Genomic DNA, 20,200 nt, shown 5'->3' with positions numbered 1-20,200 from the left:
GTCAGTTTGCCTTGTTGATATTTGTATACCCGGAAAAAATAAAGGTAAACATCTTTTTAAATTTTTTTGGAATTCTTTTTAAAGTTCTTTCTTGCTCGCGGTAACTTGGGTTTTGATCTATAATATAGGACTGAGGTGAGAGCTTTGAACAAGGAATTAACAGGGAAAAGCATGAACATCCATCTTGCTGTACAAGAGCCCTATAATAGAAAGAATTTCATTCGATGAATTCTATAAATACGACGGAAACTATTTCTTGCAGTCTTGAAATTACAAAAAATGCTCGTCAAGGTATAGAACAGTGGTTTTTGAATGAGCAGGCATTGGTCTCATCTGAGTCTGCTTTCGATATACATATTGAAAAAAAACCAGCCAATCGACAAGGGAATCAATCCTATTCCCTGTTTTTTGATCCGCATACGAATAAAAAATTTGCAAAAGAAGTCCAGAAACGTGTGGCGGTGATGGAATGTGTACTGAAGCCTGATGGCTTTGTCGCCACTGGCTTTCATGTCAGGGGAGCGAAGGAACCTGTCCAGACGAACCGGCGGCTGCATACTGTGGTCAAATTCCGCTTGAATCGAGCGGGTGTGGCTTTGCCGATTCAGTTCTACACAAAAATGCGTGAATTGCCAATAGCGGAAGAGCGTTCAGAATACGTGAAGAAGCGAATTGAAAGTTGGGAAGGTTATCTGCAGATTGCCGAGAAAAACGCGGATGTAGAAGATATTTCCTGCACATTCACGCAAGCTAGTCTTACTAGTGATTTCACGAAGTTACGTCTTCATTGCAAAGACTTACAAACGAAAAATTGGAAGCAGCTCAGAGGCTTCAGTGTGAAATTACTGGAGCTATCGACTGAAATCGGCCAAATCGTCGATGTCCAAAAATCCCAAAAAATCATTGTAGTTGAACTGAATCAGCGATTTCAAAAAAGATCACGGCAAGAGCAATGGCTTCCGAAAAACAATAAAAAATTAGTGCTGACAAACTTTGCTGAACTGAGTCAAATCAGAAGGCTGCGAAAAGGATTTAAAGATTTACAAGACGGTCTGGCGGCGAATGCCAATTTAGAGAAAGTTTTATTTGAAGAACGACCTGTAGTAAAGATCAATAATAAAAATCCTGACCTCGAGTTCCATAATAATTTGAATGAATTTCAGAGGGAAGCCGTAACAGGTGCCATGAAGGCGCATGATCTCTTCGTTATACAAGGACCACCTGGCACAGGTAAAACGACAGTGATTTCCGAAATCTGCTATCAGAACGTTAAAGCAGGGTTACGTACACTCGTCGCTTCCCAATCCAATCTAGCTGTAGACAACGCACTTGGCCGTTTGTTGACGGATCCCGCGACTCGTATATTGCGATACGGGCGCTCGGAAAGCATTGAAGAAGAAGGCAAGCGATTCATAGAAGAGAACGTGGCGTTGAATTGGCGAAATGAAACAATAGAAGCTGTGCAAGTGACTCGGGCCATTTATAAAACGAAGGATCTTGAAATGCAGCACCAATCCGATCAGCTGGAACGGATAATTAAACAGCAATCGGAAGCAGAAAAAGATTTAAAGGAAGAGCTTGTCCGGCAAAAGCTTCTTCGAGAACAAGTAAGTGAACTAAGGAGCAAGCGCACAGCTCAGCAACATTCTTTTGAACAGCTGTCTCAGCAACTTTTGGAACGCCGAAAAAAAGTTCAACAAACAGAACAACAGCAGTCACAGAAGACGAGCGAAATTGTTGAGTTGCAATCCAAGCTGAACAGATTATCTGATACCGCCAAAGTAATGGAGCGGCTGGCGGTTTTACAAAATGGGCTGAGGAGATTAAGGCAAGCTCTACTTTATGTTGAGTTGCGAGGTAAGTTGCAAAATGCAACAGATTTATATCGGCAATTAAGAGTGCAACTAAAAGAATTACCGGCTAAGGAAAGTTCATTGAAAGCAGCGCACGAACAAGTTATTCCTATCACTAAAATGGACATCCTGCAAAAAACACTTTCCGCACAGCAGATAGAACTACCCATCCACATCGTCTTACAGATTAATGAATTGCAACGCCTAATTAAAACAATTTCATCAGGCGGGTTTTCATACGAATTTCAAGAGTGGAAAGAGCTCTACGAACGATTTCAGACGGCAATCGAAAAAACAGAACAGCTTTTGCTGACACATCGTTATCCAATTGCCACGCTTGAAAAGCGCTCTACAGATCACTTCACTACACTTCCGGAAATGCACGAGATGATCGATCGACTTGGCAGATTCTTAGTTGACCCGACTACAAAAAGAATATTGCAAACGCCAGGCGCATCTTCAGCAAAAACAGAGATTTTAAAAAAGATAGCGCAAGGAATGTCATTGTTTTATGGAAAAGAAGAAATCGTACGGACTAAGGGAGCCGAAATCCAGCAACAACAAATACGAACGGTAAAACAGCTGTTTAGTGAAGTGAAAAATGAAGTACTACAATTTCTAAAAACACAACAGCGTGACATCGCCCAAAAACAGCTGCACTTGCAACAACAAGAAGCTGAATTGCTGAAGCAACAGGAAGACATTCAACAACAGCTGGAGGATTGGCTGAACGAGAATGACCCGCCTGAAGTCCAGTGGGAAGAGCAGCAGCTGTCTTACGAAATCAGTGTAAATGAGAAAGAGGTTTTCGGTTGTCAGCAACAATTACAAGAAATTAACCAATCGACTGCATCTCTGCAAATTATGCAACAACAGCAACTGGAAACTGAAAAACAGTTAGAAGAACACCAACACCAACTTGAGATGCTAGAGGCCACTGAGCAACAACAGCAGCAAGAAAGCGAGAAGTTGCAAGAACGTATTGCCGCGCTGGCTGAACAAATGAATTCAGATGTCGAACACCAATTATCGCGAACTGTGAATGATCTCCGTGAGACGGAACACCAACTTCAGGAATTAAGCAAAGAGCGCCAACAATTGCCGGTCCTGCAGGAATTACAAGCACAGTGGGAACTCCTTTTGAAAGACGCCAATGACTATGACCTTGATGAAATACGCAAGCTCTATGTCGAACACGCGAATGTGATTGGCACTACGTGTGTCGCTTCCGCCTCGAAAAAATTCATGGAAGAATATCCAATGTTCGATGTGGTCATTATTGATGAAGTTTCGAAAGCGACACCGCCTGAATTGTTGCTGCCTATGCTGAAAGGGAAAAAAGTCATTCTCGTTGGCGACCACCATCAATTGCCGCCGTTAGTCGGACAAGAGACAATGGATGAGCTGGTGGATCAGCAAAAAGACGCGGAAGTCCAGCGTGAGATGAAAAAACTATTGAATGAATCTTTATTCGAAAGGTTATTCAGAACGCTGCCTAAGCAGAATAAAACGATGCTCAGCATCCAATATCGTATGCATGAACGAATCATGGAGACGATAGCACCTTTTTATAAGGAAGGGAATTACCAATTGCAATGCGGATTGCCCGATTCAGATCAAATGCGCGACCATCTACTGGAGAGCTCCATGTTCACACGAGACGATCATTTACTATGGTTGGACACACCGAATAAACCTTCATTTTACGAAGACAAAGTAAAAGGCGGAACAAGTCGGTTTAATGAATCGGAACTCCAAATTATCCGAAATACAATGCTTGAGCTGGAGCAAGCGACAAAACAGGCGAAGCTGGAAGGACGGATAAAAACAGAAGACAGAAAGAGTGTAGGCGTCATCAGCTTTTACGGCGAACAAGTGAAGCAAATTGATCGATTGATCCAACAGGAACTGCGGCCGAAACAGCTGCATTGCCGAACAGGCTCTGTTGATAAATTTCAAGGAATGGAAATGGACGTCGTCATTTTGAGCTTCGTCCGAAATCATGGAGACCCAAGTGGAGAGATCGGTTTTGCTAAGGACTATCGCCGGTTGAATGTGGCATTGTCCAGAGCTAGAGAATTGCTAATTATAGTAGGAAGTTCTGAAATGTTCACAATCAAAACGAAAAATAAGTCTACACGCGAAATGTACAGCCAACTACAAGAAATTGTTGAGCAACATGGTCGTCTTGTAAAAATGGAAGGCTAAAGAAAGAAAGGTGAGCACGTGGACTCGCTGCGGAAGAAATTACAGAAAGAGTTACAGCAGCAACCCGACTTGCAAATAAAGCAGTCTGCCAGTTGGGGATTACCTGTACAGCTTGTAAAAGTACCATATTCGACAATCAAACGTACGACGATGGATATCTTGATGAAAATGATTTTACTGACAATACAAAAGTTAGATGTTACGGAGCCAAAAACCATTGCGGATTTTCTTGCGGTGGAGCCGTTGTTTGTAAAGGATTTATTCGAGAAGATGCAACGGACAAAAATGATACAGCAGCGAAAGGGAATCTTTGAACTGACGAAGATTGGGGTGGAACAGCTACAATCAGGGGTCTATGAGCATCCCCCTGAAAAAAATGAAAAGAACTTTTATTATAGTTTGTCTCACAAGGAGATAGTATGTGAAGAAAAAGAAAATATTCTTACTGCAAAAGTCCCGCCATTTCGTCTTGCAAAAAAACAAGTTCACAACGTTGAAAACCTCGATAGAGAACTATTACGCATAGCGCTGCTTTCTGTTGAGACGGAAACGTCGGAAGGTTCCTTGCAAATGGTAGTGGATAAAATAGAAACACCTATTCAACTAGCGGATAAACTCATCCCTTGCATGGAGTTTTTAGTATACAATCGTGTCGAAAAAGTCTATTTTACGAGAGTTTGGAATACGCTCACGGAACAATGGGATGAAGTTCTTGAAAAGTATATAGAAGAAATGGATCCTCTTACATCACAAAGTTGAAAAGACTGTCCTGAAAGTTAGAAAACTCTTTAGTGACGGCCTTCTTTTCTGTTATCAATCAAGAATCACACCAATACTGCATGGCTCCACACCGCACATTTAGCCTTTTCCAGCAATTCAAAGAAAAAGATAAAATGCTTTCTCAACACAAAAAGGAGCACCCTGAAAAGTCGGGTGTTCCTTTTTGAATAGATGAATTTCATTTATCCCAAAATAGAAACGTGTAATACCAAGATGGATCAGGGCCAACGAGAAGATTTCCCTCGAGTTGCTCCCGAAGATTTGGGATCTCTCCGAAGTTCCGCTAATTCTTTTGCAATTTCTTCTTTCATATCGCCAGGCCTGATTTTTTGTTTCTTCGGCGTCTGCGGAAGAGAACTTGAAGCATTACTGCCCTTTGTATGTTCGTCTCGTCCCATGTTGATCGCTCCTTTCTAAAGTTGAAATCAATATAAGTTGGCTGTTCTTCAGAAAATTATACGAGTTGCTTTAAAAAGTAGAAAGCAGATTAATGGAACACAAAAGACTAAGCAAACTGAAAAAGGGGAATAGGCTTAGTAGCTTACTAGCTGGTTACTATGTTAGCTGCATTACGAATACAGTGAGGAGGACTTCAAATGGAATATGGATTAAACGCAGCAAAGCTCGCTGTTGGTATTTTAATGCTCATTTTCATTCTTCGGTTACTGGGGAAGAAGGAATTAGCGCAAATCACTCCATATGATGTAGTGTATTTGCTTGTATTCGGAGGGATTCTAGAAGAAAGTTTATATGATAAAAAGATTACTCTACTTCACTTTATCTTCTCTATTAGCGTATGGGCAGTCATGATCTACTTAATAGAAAGGTTGGCGATGAAATTCAATGTATTTCGCAAGCTGTTGAAAGGTTCGCCTGATCAAATTATAGGGGATGGCAAGCTCAATATGCATTTGATCAGTAAAAATCAGCTGGATATGGAACAGCTCCGTGAGATGTTGAGAAGGCAAGGGATTTTTTCACTGCGGGAAGTGAAGGATTTATACGTGGAGCCGAGCGGTGAATTTTCAATCAATCAATATGCACAATATAAGCCGGTTACCGCAGGAGATATGAAATTGAATATCCCTGAAGAAGATCCATCCGTATTGTTAATTGATCAAGGTAAAGTGAAACATGAAACACTGCAATTTATCGATAAGACTGAAGAATGGTTGCGTGAACAGCTAAAAGAAAAAAAGTATCCTGATTTAAAACAAATCCTGTATTGTGAATGGTCGAAAACAGAAGGTTTTTTTATTAGGACACGCCAAGAGATAATCGATAAGAAATAGTAGTTAGATAGTTAGACGGTACATTTTCTTTGATAATTCTTTATACCGATTCGAAGTAAATACGTATTTTTTTGTTTAGAAACTGGCGAACTGGGAATATAACTACTAAGCTTGTCGACGAGCTAAAAATTTTAAAAAATCGCTAGGAGGAAGTACTAATGGCTAACCGAAACAATCGCGACAATAACAACAAAGACAACAACAACAAAATGACTCTTGAAGAAGCGGGACGTAAAGGTGGAGAAGCTACCTCTAAAAATCATGACCGCGAATTCTACGAGGAAATCGGACGTAAAGGCGGAGAGGCAACAGCCGAGAATCATGACCGCGAATTTTATGAAGAAATTGGCCGTAAAGGTGGAGAAGCCACAGCCGAAAACCACGACCGTGAATTCTATGAAGAGATCGGCCGTAAAGGCGGAGAGGCACGTGCCGAACAGAGTAACAACAGTAATAACAACGGCAAAATGAGCCAAGAAGAAGCTGGCCGCAAAGGCGGAGAAGCGCGTTCAAAGAATCGAAGTAACAACAACAACGATGACAACGATAATGACATCAATGGCAAGATGAGCCGTGAAGAAGCTGGCCGTAAAGGCGGAGAAGCTCGTGCCAGACAGCGTAAAAATAATAACAGCGACGAGAAATAAGTTAAATTTTTCTCAACCTAATAATCTAACAAATAGGGTATTCTAGAATCGATTGAAACGATTCCAGAATACCCTTTTTTGTTGTCGGATAATGTAGAGCAACTTCTACTTGTGTCAATTTTACTACTATAAGTAAAAAAATATTGATTAATATCTTTTGGGGGTATATACTACTAGTATTATAGCGTTGTTGTTATATTGATAAAGTAAAAAGACAGATAAAAAAGGGAAGAACGAGAATGAACAATCAACTAGTGTCTGATCAATTGTATCAGTTGGTTTTTGCTGTTATGAAGAAAGTTCAAATGGATGTTCCAATTCGTGAAGTTCATGATGGTGTAAATATGAGTTATAACTTTATTGGCAAATATATAGGGTATGATACGAAGCGATTGGCAACAGCACATCAGGAGATGGCACCGTTTTGCACGATTGAAACATATGTGCAGACAATCACTTTGCATGAGCTTGGTCATGTGATGGATCAAGAGGCATTAGAGGCATCGTTAACAAAAACATTAGAATTTTTTACGATGAGGAAAAGTTTTACGATGAATCAAATATTTAAAGATCTTGACCTCCTTGGAATGCTCATAGAAGAAGATCTAATGAATAAGGTGTTCGAAGAAACGGCTTGGAAAAATGCAGCTCGTTTGAATGAGCAGTATGGCTTGATCGAAACTGAATGTTTTGAACAAATACGTAAAAATAGTCTCGCTACGTATGAAATGGTTTACGAAGAGGACTTATATTATTATGAAGAACTTAAACGGCAGGCGAACATCGAGCTGGCGTGTTAAATATAAAAAACCAATTGGTCAGTTTAGTTAACCAATTGGTTTTTTTATGCCTGAAAAATCATAAAAATAATCCCAAGCTTCTTGGATACCACCTGCAAAATTTGTGGTTGCCCGGTAAATTAATGGGTGTGTGGGGAGTTCATCCAATTCCTGCTGTGCATTTCCTACAATTACAGCTGGATAAGGTAATGAAAGCATTTGTGCATCGTTTCCTGAGTCTCCGGCTAACAAGACGTTAACATCTTGAGCCGCATATTGACGCAGCGCATAATCCACTGCAGCTCCTTTGCCGCTTCGTTCAGGTAACAGATCCACGTCCCGGTCGGAACTGAAGACGAAATGGTGTGGAATACCTTCGCTCTTTAGTCCCGTTTCAAAGAGATGGACAGACTCGGCATGTCCCGGCTCTACTGTAAACGAAATTCGTTTCGTTTGGGGCAAGTCTTGCCGATGCAGAAAAGGAAATCTGCTGGCTACACGAAGAATACTTGAAGGTTGCCAGTTTTCATTTACCCAGTCATGCCACTTCGAATCTTCTTCCAGAGTAGTTGCCTCATAGATGGACGTGCCTACATCGGTGATCCACAAATCAGGTAGAGGAAGCTGTTCCTCCTCCATCAATTGTAAAGCAGAATCCAAATGTCTTCCTGTTACATAGATGAGTGCTGGTTCTACCTTAGACTCCTCATGAAATTCAAATAAAGCTGTGAGTGCTGCCGGATCACCTGCCAACGTGTTATCCAAATCAGTCGCCAGCAAGTACGATTTTTTCTTCATAATACGCTCCTTTGTATAAATTGGCCATTTTATAAGCCAGTACTGACCAGTTAAACTCTTGCTGTGCATATACGGCTGCACGTTGTCCAAGAGCTTTGGCATATGAAGGGTTGTGCAGAAGAATAGTCATTGCTTCTGCCAATTGTGCGGGGTTCTTATGTTTGACATGCAAGCCGGTTAACTCATGCTTCACTACATCTTGTAATCCGCCCACTTTTGAGGCAATTACCGGACTGCCGCATGCCTGAGCCTCGGCTGCTACCATTCCAAACGATTCGTAATAAGAGGGAACAATCGTTGCAACCGCATTGTTGAATAATTTAGCCAACTGTTGTTGACTTTGAGGACCGATAAATTTTACTCGATGTTCAATACCTTTGAGGGCCGCCCGCAATTTCTCGCTTCGAGGCAGTTGATTTAGAGGGTCCACGCTATCTTGACTCCCTCCAGCGATAAGCAGATTAGGGTGTGAAGACAAACGTTCTTTGCGAATTAGCAGTTTAAAAGCGTTTAGTAATGTATAGATACCTTTCGTTGTTTGCAGTCTGCCTGCAAAAGCAAAGTATGGCTGGACTTTCGGAATCCGTTGGGAAGGCTTGAATGCTTTGTCAACTCCGATTGAAATCACATGTGTAGTTGCAGGCTTGTCCACAAATTGCTGAATCAATTCCTTCTCTGTTTTCGATGTGGCAACTATATGGTCAGCGGTACTAAGTATCATTTTTTCTGTTAGTAACCGAAGTGCTTCCGAATTGCCCGTAGCTTTCTTCTTTGCAATGCCGAGCGAATGATTCGTATGAACCCAGGGTAGTTGATAATCCTCTTTAATAAAGGAACCGACTAAACCGGAAAGCCAATAATGTGTATGGATTAAATCGTAGGAGTATAAAGGAACTGAAGCAGCGAGCTCCCTATAAAAATCAGGCATTAGTTGAAATAGCTTGCTCTTTGGAACATATTTCTGCTCTCCCGCTGCAATTCGTATAACACGACATGCTTCACCGAAATGTTCTATTTGGGGAGTTGAAAGACTATTCCAATGTGTAGCAACATCAACGGAGTATCCTTCTTTTTCTAGTGCAAGTGCGAGCTGTTTGACGTAATTATTTTGCCCGCCTGCTTGTTCACTACCCAATGGCTCAAGGGGATCGCCGTGATCTGAGATGAATAATATTTTTCTTTTCAAGTCTTTTTCTCCTCTCTTATCTTGTATTCTTTAAATTTTTAAGTAGCTGTGCCTATCTTGTTATTCCCTGAACATGGTAAGTGAAACATGAACTGTTTAAATTTATCGAAAAAGGGTAAAGAAGAAGGAATAAAGGAGGCGATAGAATGAGGCTGAAAGACCACAATATAATTCTTGCATGTTGGTGTACTATTAAGATATGGATCGCCTATTTACTAGTAAAAATATTTTATAGAAATGACAGGGAAACCATTGTGTTGGTTGGAGGGAATTTAGGAGAAAAGTATGAAGATAACGCCGCTGTCTTCCATCAATATTTAGTGAATAATTATACAGAACAAATGAAAATATACTGGATGTATGATCCGAAATTCGACTACATAAATCAGCATGCGATTCTACACGCAGTCCCGCTTGGCAGCTTTCGGAATTATTTATTGTTTTTCAGAGCAAGCTATACCGTCCATGGTCATTCAATTATTTATGACCTCGCGCCATTTATGGACCGTTATATTTTCCTTAACAAGAAGGCAGAGATGCTTCATATTAGCCACGGAATTGAATGTTTTAAAAAGATTTTAATCCAGAAAGAAGATGTTCCTTTACTGAAGAGATGCAATTATTTTAACTGTGCATCTAATTATGAGTATGAAATTAAACGGAATGAATGGAAGATGCCTGAGGAAAAGCTGATTATTACAGGGATGGCTCGTTTTGATCGTTTGCCTCCGAATGAACCTCCTGTGCATATGAAACGATTGATGTTGATGCTCACCTGGAGAGAATGGCTGTTTGATTTATCGGAAAAAGAATTTCAAGAGAGTGAGTATTTTCAAGCTACGGTCGGACTTCTGAAAAGTGAAAAATTGCAGTCCTTGCTTACTGATCATCAATTGGAATTGCGTGTTATTCTGCATCCATTCATGAAAAAATATGAAGACCAATTTCGGATGGATGGATATATGAATGAGCGTATGTCTTTTTTTAGTTTCGGAGAAATTTTGGTCATGGAAGAGTTAAATGAAGCGGATATGCTTATAACGGACTATTCCAGCATTTCATGGGATTTCCTGTATATGAATAAACCGATTATTTTCTATACCTTTGATCAAAAGGAATTTTTGTCTAATCGTGGTTCGTATTTGGATTTAGATAAGGATTTATATGGCTATAAGGCGAACACGCAGAATGAAGTTTTATCTTACTTATCACATGTTCTAAATGATAAAAAATATGATAATCCATATTTCGACAAGGCTGCGAACTATATTGATTTCTTCGATCAGCAAAACTGTGAACGCTTGGCGACTGAGTTATTCAGCAAGCACTATGTAACTAAACGGACGGGTTTTAAAGACAAACATGCCTTACCAGACGATTTTCCCCTTGTTTCCAATGAAGCAGTACAGTATAACTGTAATAAGTAGAAATCAATTACGCCTCGGCGTAATTGAGTCCGGATTTTGAATTGTGCTGGCACAATTAACTCCATACAAAATCTGTGACACCCACCGGAGGCTTAGGTCAACAGGATGTTGATCATGCAGGCGTTGTCACAGGATGTGGCGATCTTAGCCTGCGTACTTCTCTTGTTCAGCAGGCGCTTGAATACCCACTGAACAAGATATCACACACCACCTCTAAAGGTGGGAGTCTTCTGCTGAATAAAGATAAAGGGAAATGGGTGAGGCAGTGGATCAGCGTAAAGAACAATGGTCATCAAAACTTGGATTTATCATGTCGTCGGCCGGTGCGGCGATTGGCCTGGGGGCTATTTGGAAGTTCCCGTATGTAACAGGGATGAGCGGCGGAGGAGCATTCTTCTTGTTGTTTGTGGTGTTCACTATCTTGATTGGATTGCCGATGCTGATTTCAGAATTCATTATTGGACGAGGTTCCGGGAAAGAAGCGATCAGTGCCTACAAACAGCTGGCTCCTGCGAGTGCTTGGCCATGGATTGGCCGGTTGGGAGTCGCAGGTTGTTTTCTCTTGCTATCTTTTTATAGTGTTGTAGGTGGATGGGTATTCGTCTACAGCGGGTTATCGGTTACAGGCAAGATCATCAGCGAAGGGGCCTCCTACTCAGAGCAGTTCGGTTCAATTGTCGGTTCGCCAATCACTACATTAATCGGACTGTTGCTGTTTACGATTGTCAATGTATGGGTGGTTTCTTCTGGCATCCAGAACGGTATCGAAAAGGCGAATAAATATATGATGCCGTTGCTTTTTATCTTCTTTATTATTCTAGTTGTGCGTTCACTGACGTTGAACGGGGCAATGGAAGGTGTTTCATTTTTCCTGAAGCCTGACTTTTCGAGTATTACTAGGGAGTCGGTGCTATACGCTCTCGGACAATCATTTTTCTCTCTAGCCGTCGGTTTTTCATGTATGGTCACGTATAGTTCATACTTGAAAAAAGATGTCAGTTTGACGTCTTCTGCAACCTCTGTTGTAGGGATGAATATATTCGTTTCTCTGTTGGCTGGTTTGGCTATTTTCCCGGCAGTATTTGCATTTGGACAAGAGCCTGCAGCTGGTCCTGAATTATTATTCATAGTACTGCCGGCAGTCTTTTCTCAACTGCCGCTAGGGCAAGTGTTCTTGGCATTATTCTTGATTCTGTTTTTATTTGCAACATTGACTTCATCGTTTAGTTTATATGAAATCATTGTGGCAGCAATGACAGCGAGCGGAAAACGTTCGCGAAAGATGGTTACATGGCTGATAGGTATTGTGGTGTTTGTGGCTGCAATTCCATCTGCACTTTCGTCGAGTACTTTGTCAGGTGTCCTTCTGTTCGATAAAAGTATATTCGATGCGACGGATTTCTTGGTCAGTAATATTTTGTTGCCTTCAGGCAGTCTGTTAATTGCGATCTTCATAATACGCCGAATGGATCAAGTGTTAGTGCGCGAGGAATTTACGCTGATGAGCCAGAAATCTCAAGGCTATTATCCTTTATGGAATTTTCTGATGAAATGGATTGTCCCTTTAACGATTGTCGTTGTATTCTTGAATACCTTGGGAATAGTGAGATAGAAGAATAAGTTCTGAAATGTAAACAAGTGATGAAAACCAATTGGTTTTCATCACTTGTTTTTTGATTCGAGAATAATAAAATCTTTACAAGTGTAGTATATTCCGTCTTTTCGTATGAGAAGTAAATAGTTTGGTAAGACTGTGGGGAAATCTTAGAACGAAAGAGGGAGTAGCATGTTGAGGTTAACTATAAGTGTATTGGCAGTTATGATTTTATTTTTAAGCCCTGTAAATGTTCAGGCTGTGGAGCTTGGGATTGCGCCGGATGGAGAGCTATTGAAAGTAAGTCTTTTGGAAAAACAGAATAGTCCTGAAAAGACAGAAAGGTATACAGTAAAGAGTGGCGACACTTTATATCGGATCGCCTTTAATCAAGGTCTTTCGGTAGAAACATTGAAGTTATGGAATGGGATGACAACGGATAGTATTCATCCGGGCGATGAACTGATAGTAGTCTCGAATCCTAATAAACTTTCAGTGATAGATCAAGTAAAACAGAAGGAAACTGAGCCTGTACAGTCTGTCGCAGCAGAACAAGCGACGCCTAAAGAACTGACGATGACCGCTACAGCTTATACAGCTTATTGCGAAGGCTGTTCGGGCACGACGTATACTGGGCAAAATTTGCGGACCAATCCCGACCAAAAAGTGATCGCAGTGGATCCAGAAGTGGTTCCTATCGGTTCAAAAGTTTGGGTGGAGAATTACGGTGAAGCGATTGCGGGAGATATAGGAGGAGCAATTAAAGGCAATAAAATAGACGTATTCATTCCATCTTATGATCGTGCAATGGAATGGGGCGTGAAACAAGTTAAGATACGGATTTTGGATTGACGAAAAAAGGGGCTGCCCGATCTGTATTTCTGCAGATCAAGCAGCCCTAAACTGGAGTGTAGGGTAAAACTAGAAATAAAGAAAAGGAATTTAATTTGCCGCTGTTTTGCTTGCTTGCAGGAAACGTTCATTTACAACGTCCCAGTCAACCGTGTGCCACCAATTTTGAATAAATTCGGGACGACGATTCTGATATGCAAGATAATAGGCATGTTCCCATACATCGATCACGAGTAGCGGTGTTTTTCCATCTTTCAAAGGCGTATCTTGGTTTGGTGTGCTCATAATGGATAACTTGCCTTGATCCAATACGAGCCATCCATATCCACTGCCGAATCGCTGGATGGCCGCTTTGGACAGTAAGTCTTGAAAGTTATCGAACGTCTGAAAGTACTTTTCAATTTCTCGCTTAATGTCCGCTGTCGGTTCACCTTTACTTTTCGGGGTCATGGATTCCCAGAATAAGCTATGGCAATAATGTCCGCCGCCGTTATTTTGAACAGCTGTCCGAATGTCAACTGGAACCTGATCAAGATCAGTCAATAAGGATTCAAGAGATTTAGACTGAAGCTCTGTATGGTTTTCCAATGTAGCATTCAGGTTGTTGACATACGTTTGGTGGTGTTTGCCATGATGGATTTCCAATGTGCGGGCATCGATGTAGGGTTCAAGACCGTCAACTGCGTACGGCAAATCAGGAAGAATAAATGGCTTCAAATTTTCACCTCCAAAGAAACGATTTAGAAAGTTAAAAGTTGCCCTAAGGAAATAAAGTTTCCTTAGGGCAACTTTAATATAAAATCTAAAAGATAGCAAGACTTTTCATAGGCTGTCTCATAAATGAATCGAAAGAACTGGTAATTGTTTAATCTGAATTTAGATGAATTCAGTTACATTAGTTGAATATCCTTGTTAGCAAGTTTACCTTTTTTCTCGCAGGGAATAGTTTTATAAAGCGAGGGATATCTTAATGAACAAACGAATGATCTTCTATTTAACTGTAATATTAATTAGTTTGAGCCCTCTTGCTAACCAGTCTGCTGCTGCAAATAAAACGAGTGGAACAATAAGTGTGGTCTCATTTGATGGAATGGGTTATATGGATACACAGCGTTATAAGGAGAAAGGATTTATGCCGAATCTTGAGAAGTTCGAACAGGAAGCAGCCTTTGCAACAGATTTCGTCACAGTTATGCCTTCGTTAACGGCTCCCTCTCATGCAACTCTGGCTACAGGAGCTAGTCCGTCAAAGACAGGTATAGTTAGTAATCAATTTCATTCTACAGGTGAACAAGTGAAAGATGACCAGAGTGGATTCTCCCAAACTTTAGGTGTGACACCTGTTTGGAAAGAAGCTAGAAAACAAGGGGATGTTACAGCGACGGTAGCTTTTCCGGATTCAAATCCTGATAACGCTTCAGCGGCCACATATGCTGTTTATTCGGATGGTACGTTGGCGAAATCCAAATTGCATGATTTGGAATTTGCTCCGATTGATGATGGCCGGATAGATCAATTACCTACTGACGATTCCGCCGTTCAGGAAGCAGTAATTTCACTGGATATTAAGGATTTTCCGGCACAGCAGTTGTTTGTGTTAGCGGTGTCTGAAAATAAAGGGAAAGAACCATTGATATATTTATCGACGGATCAAAAAAAGATAGGAAAACAAGTTTCTTTAAAGGACTGGATAGCTGTTCCATTGAATCTCCCTTCGGTGGATAGTGCCGGATTCTATGTGAAATTTAAAGGGAATTCCCAAAAAATAGATGAACTGCAACTCTTCCAAGGAACCGTCATGGGAGGTATTTATAGAGGTCCAGAACAATTTGGGAATGAACTAGCTTCCGAATTCGGTTTCTATCCAGCGGCGGATGAAATCGACGCATTTGAAAGAGGAGATATTTCAAGGGAAGAATATGAACAGGCGGGGGAACGATTTATAGACTGGGTGACAGATGTCAGCTTGTATATAAAAGAACGATATGAACCTGACTTGTTATTTTATTATTATCCTCATGTAGATAACGAATTGCATAACTTTTTGCTGAGAGACCCTGCGCAGCCGGGCTATACAATAGAGAATGTTCAGGAAAAAGAAGCATATGTCAGTTGGGCGTTTCAACAGACAGATCTAACTATTGGACGTATCACGGATGACCTCAATGACAATGATCATTTATTGCTTGTTTCCGACCATGGTTTGGAACCGATTCACACTAGACTTTCACCAAACAAAGAACTTGAAAAAGCCGGGTTGCTAGCAACAGATAAGAATGGAAAAATCATTACTTCCAAAACAAAAGCCTATGCGGAAGCAAGCGGTACAATTGCCCATGTCTATGTGAATTTGAAAGGACGAGAGAAAAAGGGAATCGTGGAGCCTGAGGAATTTGAAAATGTAAAGCGAGAGGCAATGAAAGTATTTCAAAATAGGGAAATGTTCTCTTCCTCCATCGCTAAACCTTCACCAGAAGGCGCACCAGTTTTCCAATGGTTAACTGGTCGAACTACATTTAACTACACTTATCCAACTTCGTCCATATTATCTAAGCAAGACTCGTCCAATTTGAATCCGTATGAAAAAGTGTGGGTAGAAGGGATGCCGGACTATGATGAAGTGAACAACGAAAATAGCGGAGATATCCTGCTATCTGCTGCCCCTGGATTTTTAATGGGGAAAGATGCAAAAACTGCAATTGAACCGACAAAGGAATTGGGAAGTCATGGTGGAAATCCCGAAAGAAAAAGCTTACGTCCTATACTTTACGCATTTGGTCCCATGATTGAATCTGGCGAAATGACAGAAAGGATTTCCATGACAGATATTGCACCAAGTCTATATGAATTATTAGGTTTGCAAACACCTGAATTTGTAGAAGGTAAACCAATTTGGAATTTAGAATAATTATTCAATTAATAGAATATATATAAGAATTAGAAATCAATACTTTTATGAAACGCACAGGTAGAACGTTTACCTGTGCGTTTCCTATATTTACATAACTTTTTAAGAAATAATATTTTTCAAAAAAGCATCTTGTGTTTAATTAGAAAAAAAGTATAATAGTGATTAATGAATCATTTCAGAAAAAAGAAAAAAGGTGAGCAAATGAGAGAAAGGCAGAAACTACTAGAAGTAAAAGATTTGCAGACGACCTTTTTCACAGATTCTGGGGAAATTCCAGCTGTAGATCATGTGGACTTTTATGTAAGAGAAGGTGAAGTCTTAGGAATCGTCGGGGAGTCTGGTTGTGGAAAGAGTGTAACATCTCTATCAATCATGCAGTTAGTACCGAATCCGCCGGGGAAGATTACCGGGGGAGAAATACTGTTTGAAAATCAGGATCTTTTGAAAAAGACGGAGAAAGAAATGAGAGAAATTCGTGGAAATGATGTCGCAATGATTTTCCAAGAACCGATGACTTCCTTGAATCCGCTCTTTACGATTGGTAATCAGATGGCTGAGGCTATTTCCCTGCACAAAAAGAACTGGTCGAAAAAGCAAATTAAAGATCGAGCGATTGAGATGCTGCGGCTAGTTGGATTACCTCGTGCGGAAGAATTAATGAAAGAGTATCCACACCAGTTATCGGGCGGTATGCGGCAACGTGTGATGATTGCGATGGCGCTCGTATGCGATCCGAAAGTTTTGATTGCGGATGAGCCGACAACTGCATTAGACGTAACCATTCAGGCGCAGATTTTGAAATTGATGCGTGAACTGAATGAGCGAATGAATACAGCTATCCTATTAATCACGCATGATTTAGGAGTAGTGGCGGAAACATGCGAACGGGTAGTTGTCATGTATGCAGGACAAGTCATAGAGGAAGCTCCGACACAGGAGATTTTCGAAAATCCTTGTCATCCATATACGCGCGGTTTAATACAATCTGTACCGGATATGCGGGATAAAAAGGAACGTCTATATTCGATACCTGGCAATGTTCCGAAGCCGGGCTCCATCAAGAAAGGCTGCAGGTTTGCAGCTAGATGTGAAAGCGCTTTCTCAAGATGTTGGGAAGAAACACCGGAACTATATAGAAACTCCGATGTTCACCAGACTAGATGCTTTTTATACGATGAACAAGAAGGAGTGACTAATCGAGATGAGCAAGCCACTGCTAAAAGTTGAGGGGTTGAAAAAGTACTTCCCCATACGTAAAGGCCTGATCGGCAAGACGGTCGGTCACGTCAAAGCAATTGATGATATTTCATTTTACGTCAATGAAGGCGAAACGCTCGGGATTGTTGGAGAGAGCGGTTGTGGAAAGTCGACAACAGGCCGAACGATTATGCGTTTATTGGAACCTACGGAAGGCGTTGTAGAGTTTGAAGGAAGAGACTTGAACTCGATGTCAGCGAATGAAGTAAGGAAAGTCCGGCGCGATATCCAAATGGTTTTCCAAGATCCCTATGCTTCCTTGAATCCTCGCCATACAATCGGAAAAATTTTAGAAGAACCTCTCATTGTTCATGGAGTCAGCAATGCAAAAGAACGACGTGAAAAAGTAGTTGAGTTTTTGAAGATTGTCGGGCTCAGCGAGTATCATGCTAAGCGTTATCCCCATCAGTTCAGTGGTGGACAACGGCAGCGGATCGGGATTGCCAGAGCGTTGATGACCAATCCCAAATTAATTATCGCAGACGAACCTGTTTCTGCACTTGATGTATCGATACAGGCGCAAGTCTTAAATTTAATGCAAGATCTGCAAAAGGAATTTAATTTGACGTATATTTTTATTGCGCATGACCTGGGGGTAGTACGTCATATAAGCAATCGCGTTGCAGTAATGTATTTAGGGAAAATTGTGGAGATCACGGAAAGCGAAGAGATGTATGCAAATCCTCTTCATCCATATACACAGGCATTGTTGTCTGCTGTACCGGTACCGGACCCAAATTATAAAAAAGAACAGATCATTATAGAAGGGGATATGCCAAGCCCGGCGAATCCTCCAAGCGGCTGTGCGTTTCATACGCGCTGTCCGTTCAAAATGGATGTATGCACGAAAATAACACCAGTTTTAGCTGAGGAAAGTACCGGTCATTCTGTTGCCTGCCATCTTTATACGCAGGAAGGCAACGATGATATAGATAGAAAAAAACAACTGGAGGGATCTGTATGAGGAAAGGGAAACTGTGGTCGTTCGCTTTGATCATGCTTCTCGTTCTGTCAACTGCATTAGCAGCTTGTTCAGGCGGAGATGACAAAGAGGGCAGCAGCGATAAAGATAAAGACGCTGCGGATACAGGTGGAAATGAAAACAAGACATTAGTGTTCGGACGTGGTGGAGATTCAACGTCTCTAGACCCGTCACGTGTAACAGAAGGGGAAACATTTAAAGTTACAGTGAATCTATTTGAAACATTATTGAATTTCGGTGAACAAGATACAACGGTTCAACCAGGTCTTGCAAAAGAATGGGAACCAAGCGAGGATGGTCTGACGTACACGTTTCAATTGGAAGAAGGGGTTAAATTCCATGATGGAACAGATTTAAATGCAGAGGCAGTCGTCAAAAACTTCGAACGTTGGGCAAACGGTGATGCGGATACATTCCCATACTATAACTCTATGTTCGGTGGATTCAAAGATGATGAAAATCATATAATCGAATCGGTAACAGCGGATGGAGATCATACGGTTGTTATTAAATTGAAACGTCCACAAGCACCATTCTTAAAAAATATCGCAATGAGCATGTTCGCGATCTCGAGCCCTACTGCATTTGAAAAGGGTGATGATGAGTACGAGCGTAATCCTGTTGGGACAGGTCCGTTTAAATTTGTAGAGTGGAAACCAAATGAAACGATTACAATTGAGAAGAATGAAGACTATTGGCAAGACGGACTTCCAAAATTGGATAAAGTAATTTTTAAATCCATTCCGGATAACTCTGCTCGTTTGAATTCATTATTATCTGGTGAAATTGACTTGGCAGACGGTATTAACCCGGCAGATGGCGCGAAAATTGAAGACAATGACAAGCTGCAGTTATTTGAGCGTCCTTCCATGAACGTCGGATACTTAGGATTAACAGTAACTCGTGAGCCGTTTGACAAGAAGGAAGTACGCCAGGCATTAAACTATGCAATTGATAAACAAACGATTATCGATTCATTCTTCGAGGGGCGTGCTGAAATTGCGAATAACCCAATGCCGCCATCCATTTCAGGTTATAACGAAGACATCAAAGCATATCCATACGACCCTGAAAAAGCAAAGGAACTATTGAAACAAGCAGGTCTTGAAGATGGATTTGAAATGGAACTATGGGCAATGCCAGTTCCGCGTCCTTACATGCCAGATGGAACGAAAGTAGCAGAAGTTATCCAGAGCAACTTGGCTGATGTTGGTATCAAAGCGAAAATTGTTTCCTATGAATGGGCAACATACCTGGAGAAGGCTGAAAAAGGGGACGCAGATGCCTTCATGCTCGGTTGGACAGGAGATAATGGAGACGCAGACAACTTCTTATATGTTCTTTTAGACGAGGATAATATCGGCAGTAACAACTATACGTATTTCAAAAATGATGAAACACACAAACTATTCTTAGAAGCGCAAACAGAAGTAGATGAAGACAAACGGAACGAACTCTATAAGCAAGCACAGGAAATTCTTCATGAAGAAGCTCCTTGGGTACCGCTTGCGCATTCCATTCCATTGTTAGGCGGAGTGCAAGAGTTAACTGGTTTTGTTCCGCATCCTACTGGCTCTGATTTATTATCTAACGTGGAATTTAAATAAGTAAGATAGTATGAATAAAGAAGAGGG

The 20,200-nt window shown here is 41.0% G+C and carries 16 protein-coding genes; 12 read left to right on the top strand and 4 right to left on the bottom strand.

Annotation, left to right across the window (positions count from 1 at the left end; all coding sequences use genetic code 11):
- Window positions 1-224: 224 nt before the first annotated feature.
- Entirely contained in the window at window positions 225-4,061 is a 3,837-nt protein-coding gene (locus B5D59_RS14445; protein ID WP_078818428.1) for a DEAD/DEAH box helicase, read from the top strand.
- A gap of 18 nt (window positions 4,062-4,079) precedes the next feature.
- A complete protein-coding gene (locus B5D59_RS14440) occupies window positions 4,080-4,820 on the top strand; it encodes a hypothetical protein (RefSeq protein ID WP_078818427.1) in 741 nt (246 codons plus the stop codon).
- A 239-nt stretch (window positions 4,821-5,059) separates the two neighbouring features.
- Here the strand turns inward: B5D59_RS14440 and B5D59_RS14435 are convergent, their stop codons facing one another.
- A complete protein-coding gene (locus B5D59_RS14435) occupies window positions 5,060-5,239 on the bottom strand; it encodes a hypothetical protein (RefSeq protein ID WP_078818426.1) in 180 nt (59 codons plus the stop codon).
- Between the two features lie 198 nt (window positions 5,240-5,437).
- On the opposite strand from B5D59_RS14435, the gene B5D59_RS14430 reads away from it, so the two are divergent.
- The 3 genes from B5D59_RS14430 (at window position 5,438) to B5D59_RS14420 (ending at window position 7,580) form a co-directional block, all read left to right on the top strand.
- The gene (locus tag B5D59_RS14430; RefSeq protein ID WP_078818425.1) at window positions 5,438-6,133 is read left to right on the top strand and encodes a DUF421 domain-containing protein; all 696 of its coding nucleotides are present in this window, start codon (window positions 5,438-5,440) and stop codon (window positions 6,131-6,133) included.
- A gap of 158 nt (window positions 6,134-6,291) precedes the next feature.
- On the top strand, window positions 6,292-6,780 hold the full coding sequence (locus B5D59_RS14425) for a KGG domain-containing protein (RefSeq protein ID WP_078818424.1): 489 nt from the start codon (window positions 6,292-6,294) through the stop codon (window positions 6,778-6,780).
- A 239-nt stretch (window positions 6,781-7,019) separates the two neighbouring features.
- Complete coding sequence (locus B5D59_RS14420; protein WP_078818423.1) at window positions 7,020-7,580, top strand: hypothetical protein; 561 nt, start codon at window positions 7,020-7,022, stop codon at window positions 7,578-7,580.
- 27 nt (window positions 7,581-7,607) lie between these two features.
- On the opposite strand, the gene B5D59_RS14415 is transcribed toward B5D59_RS14420, so the two are convergent.
- Together B5D59_RS14415 and B5D59_RS14410 are read right to left on the bottom strand one after the other, a co-directional pair.
- The gene (locus B5D59_RS14415) at window positions 7,608-8,357 is read right to left on the bottom strand and encodes an HAD-IIB family hydrolase (protein ID WP_078818422.1); all 750 of its coding nucleotides are present in this window, start codon (window positions 8,355-8,357) and stop codon (window positions 7,608-7,610) included.
- On the bottom strand, window positions 8,326-9,543 hold the full coding sequence (locus B5D59_RS14410) for a glycosyltransferase (protein WP_078818421.1): 1,218 nt from the start codon (window positions 9,541-9,543) through the stop codon (window positions 8,326-8,328). The genes B5D59_RS14415 and B5D59_RS14410 overlap by 32 nt, the downstream gene beginning before the upstream one ends.
- A gap of 146 nt (window positions 9,544-9,689) precedes the next feature.
- On the opposite strand from B5D59_RS14410, the gene B5D59_RS14405 reads away from it, so the two are divergent.
- The 3 genes from B5D59_RS14405 (at window position 9,690) to B5D59_RS14395 (ending at window position 13,416) form a co-directional block, all read left to right on the top strand.
- A complete protein-coding gene (locus B5D59_RS14405; protein ID WP_078818420.1) occupies window positions 9,690-10,970 on the top strand; it encodes a CDP-glycerol glycerophosphotransferase family protein in 1,281 nt (426 codons plus the stop codon).
- 253 nt (window positions 10,971-11,223) lie between these two features.
- Window positions 11,224-12,582: a sodium-dependent transporter gene (locus B5D59_RS14400; RefSeq protein WP_078818419.1), complete on the top strand. Its 1,359-nt coding sequence runs from the start codon at window positions 11,224-11,226 to the stop codon at window positions 12,580-12,582.
- 174 nt (window positions 12,583-12,756) lie between these two features.
- Window positions 12,757-13,416 (top strand): 3D domain-containing protein, encoded by a 660-nt coding sequence (locus B5D59_RS14395; protein WP_245799535.1) that lies wholly within the window; start codon window positions 12,757-12,759, stop codon window positions 13,414-13,416.
- A gap of 90 nt (window positions 13,417-13,506) precedes the next feature.
- On the opposite strand, the gene B5D59_RS14390 is transcribed toward B5D59_RS14395, so the two are convergent.
- Window positions 13,507-14,133 (bottom strand): superoxide dismutase, encoded by a 627-nt coding sequence (locus tag B5D59_RS14390; RefSeq protein WP_078818418.1) that lies wholly within the window; start codon window positions 14,131-14,133, stop codon window positions 13,507-13,509.
- A 253-nt stretch (window positions 14,134-14,386) separates the two neighbouring features.
- Here B5D59_RS14390 and B5D59_RS14385 point away from each other — a divergent pair, with 253 nt between their 5' ends.
- The 4 genes from B5D59_RS14385 to B5D59_RS14370 all read left to right on the top strand — a co-directional run bounded on the left by B5D59_RS14385 (window position 14,387) and on the right by B5D59_RS14370 (window position 20,173).
- Window positions 14,387-16,324 (top strand): alkaline phosphatase family protein, encoded by a 1,938-nt coding sequence (locus tag B5D59_RS14385; RefSeq protein WP_078818417.1) that lies wholly within the window; start codon window positions 14,387-14,389, stop codon window positions 16,322-16,324.
- Window positions 16,325-16,528: 204 nt separating this feature from the next.
- The gene (locus tag B5D59_RS14380) at window positions 16,529-17,554 is read left to right on the top strand and encodes an ABC transporter ATP-binding protein (protein ID WP_078818416.1); all 1,026 of its coding nucleotides are present in this window, start codon (window positions 16,529-16,531) and stop codon (window positions 17,552-17,554) included.
- Entirely contained in the window at window positions 17,529-18,548 is a 1,020-nt protein-coding gene (locus tag B5D59_RS14375; protein ID WP_078818415.1) for an ABC transporter ATP-binding protein, read from the top strand. The genes B5D59_RS14380 and B5D59_RS14375 overlap by 26 nt, the downstream gene beginning before the upstream one ends.
- Entirely contained in the window at window positions 18,545-20,173 is a 1,629-nt protein-coding gene (locus B5D59_RS14370; RefSeq protein ID WP_078818414.1) for an ABC transporter substrate-binding protein, read from the top strand. Before B5D59_RS14375 ends, B5D59_RS14370 begins: the two co-directional genes overlap by 4 nt.
- The last annotated feature ends 27 nt before the right edge of the window (window positions 20,174-20,200 follow it).

It is taken from the genome of Sporosarcina newyorkensis, assembly GCF_900167515.1.
Lineage (GTDB): Bacteria > Bacillota > Bacilli > Bacillales_A > Planococcaceae > Sporosarcina > Sporosarcina newyorkensis.
The sequence above is the reverse complement of the archived record's forward strand: the minus strand, read 5'-3'. Positions and strand labels throughout refer to the sequence as shown.

Excerpts from the sequence above, each read along its gene's own strand:
- B5D59_RS14445 (WP_078818428.1), top strand. The coding sequence starts at position 225 with ATGAATTCTATAAATACGACGGAAACTATTTCTTGCAGTCTTGAAATT.
- B5D59_RS14435 (WP_078818426.1), bottom strand. The coding sequence starts at position 5,239 with ATGGGACGAGACGAACATACAAAGGGCAGTAATGCTTCAAGTTCTCTT.
- B5D59_RS14430 (WP_078818425.1), top strand. The coding sequence starts at position 5,438 with ATGGAATATGGATTAAACGCAGCAAAGCTCGCTGTTGGTATTTTAATG.
- B5D59_RS14425 (WP_078818424.1), top strand. The coding sequence starts at position 6,292 with ATGGCTAACCGAAACAATCGCGACAATAACAACAAAGACAACAACAAC.
- B5D59_RS14420 (WP_078818423.1), top strand. The coding sequence starts at position 7,020 with ATGAACAATCAACTAGTGTCTGATCAATTGTATCAGTTGGTTTTTGCT.
- B5D59_RS14415 (WP_078818422.1), bottom strand. The coding sequence starts at position 8,357 with ATGAAGAAAAAATCGTACTTGCTGGCGACTGATTTGGATAACACGTTG.
- B5D59_RS14405 (WP_078818420.1), top strand. The coding sequence starts at position 9,690 with ATGAGGCTGAAAGACCACAATATAATTCTTGCATGTTGGTGTACTATT.
- B5D59_RS14400 (WP_078818419.1), top strand. The coding sequence starts at position 11,224 with ATGGGTGAGGCAGTGGATCAGCGTAAAGAACAATGGTCATCAAAACTT.
- B5D59_RS14395 (WP_245799535.1), top strand. The coding sequence starts at position 12,757 with ATGTTGAGGTTAACTATAAGTGTATTGGCAGTTATGATTTTATTTTTA.
- B5D59_RS14385 (WP_078818417.1), top strand. The coding sequence starts at position 14,387 with ATGAACAAACGAATGATCTTCTATTTAACTGTAATATTAATTAGTTTG.
- B5D59_RS14380 (WP_078818416.1), top strand. The coding sequence starts at position 16,529 with ATGAGAGAAAGGCAGAAACTACTAGAAGTAAAAGATTTGCAGACGACC.
- B5D59_RS14375 (WP_078818415.1), top strand. The coding sequence starts at position 17,529 with ATGAGCAAGCCACTGCTAAAAGTTGAGGGGTTGAAAAAGTACTTCCCC.
- B5D59_RS14370 (WP_078818414.1), top strand. The coding sequence starts at position 18,545 with ATGAGGAAAGGGAAACTGTGGTCGTTCGCTTTGATCATGCTTCTCGTT.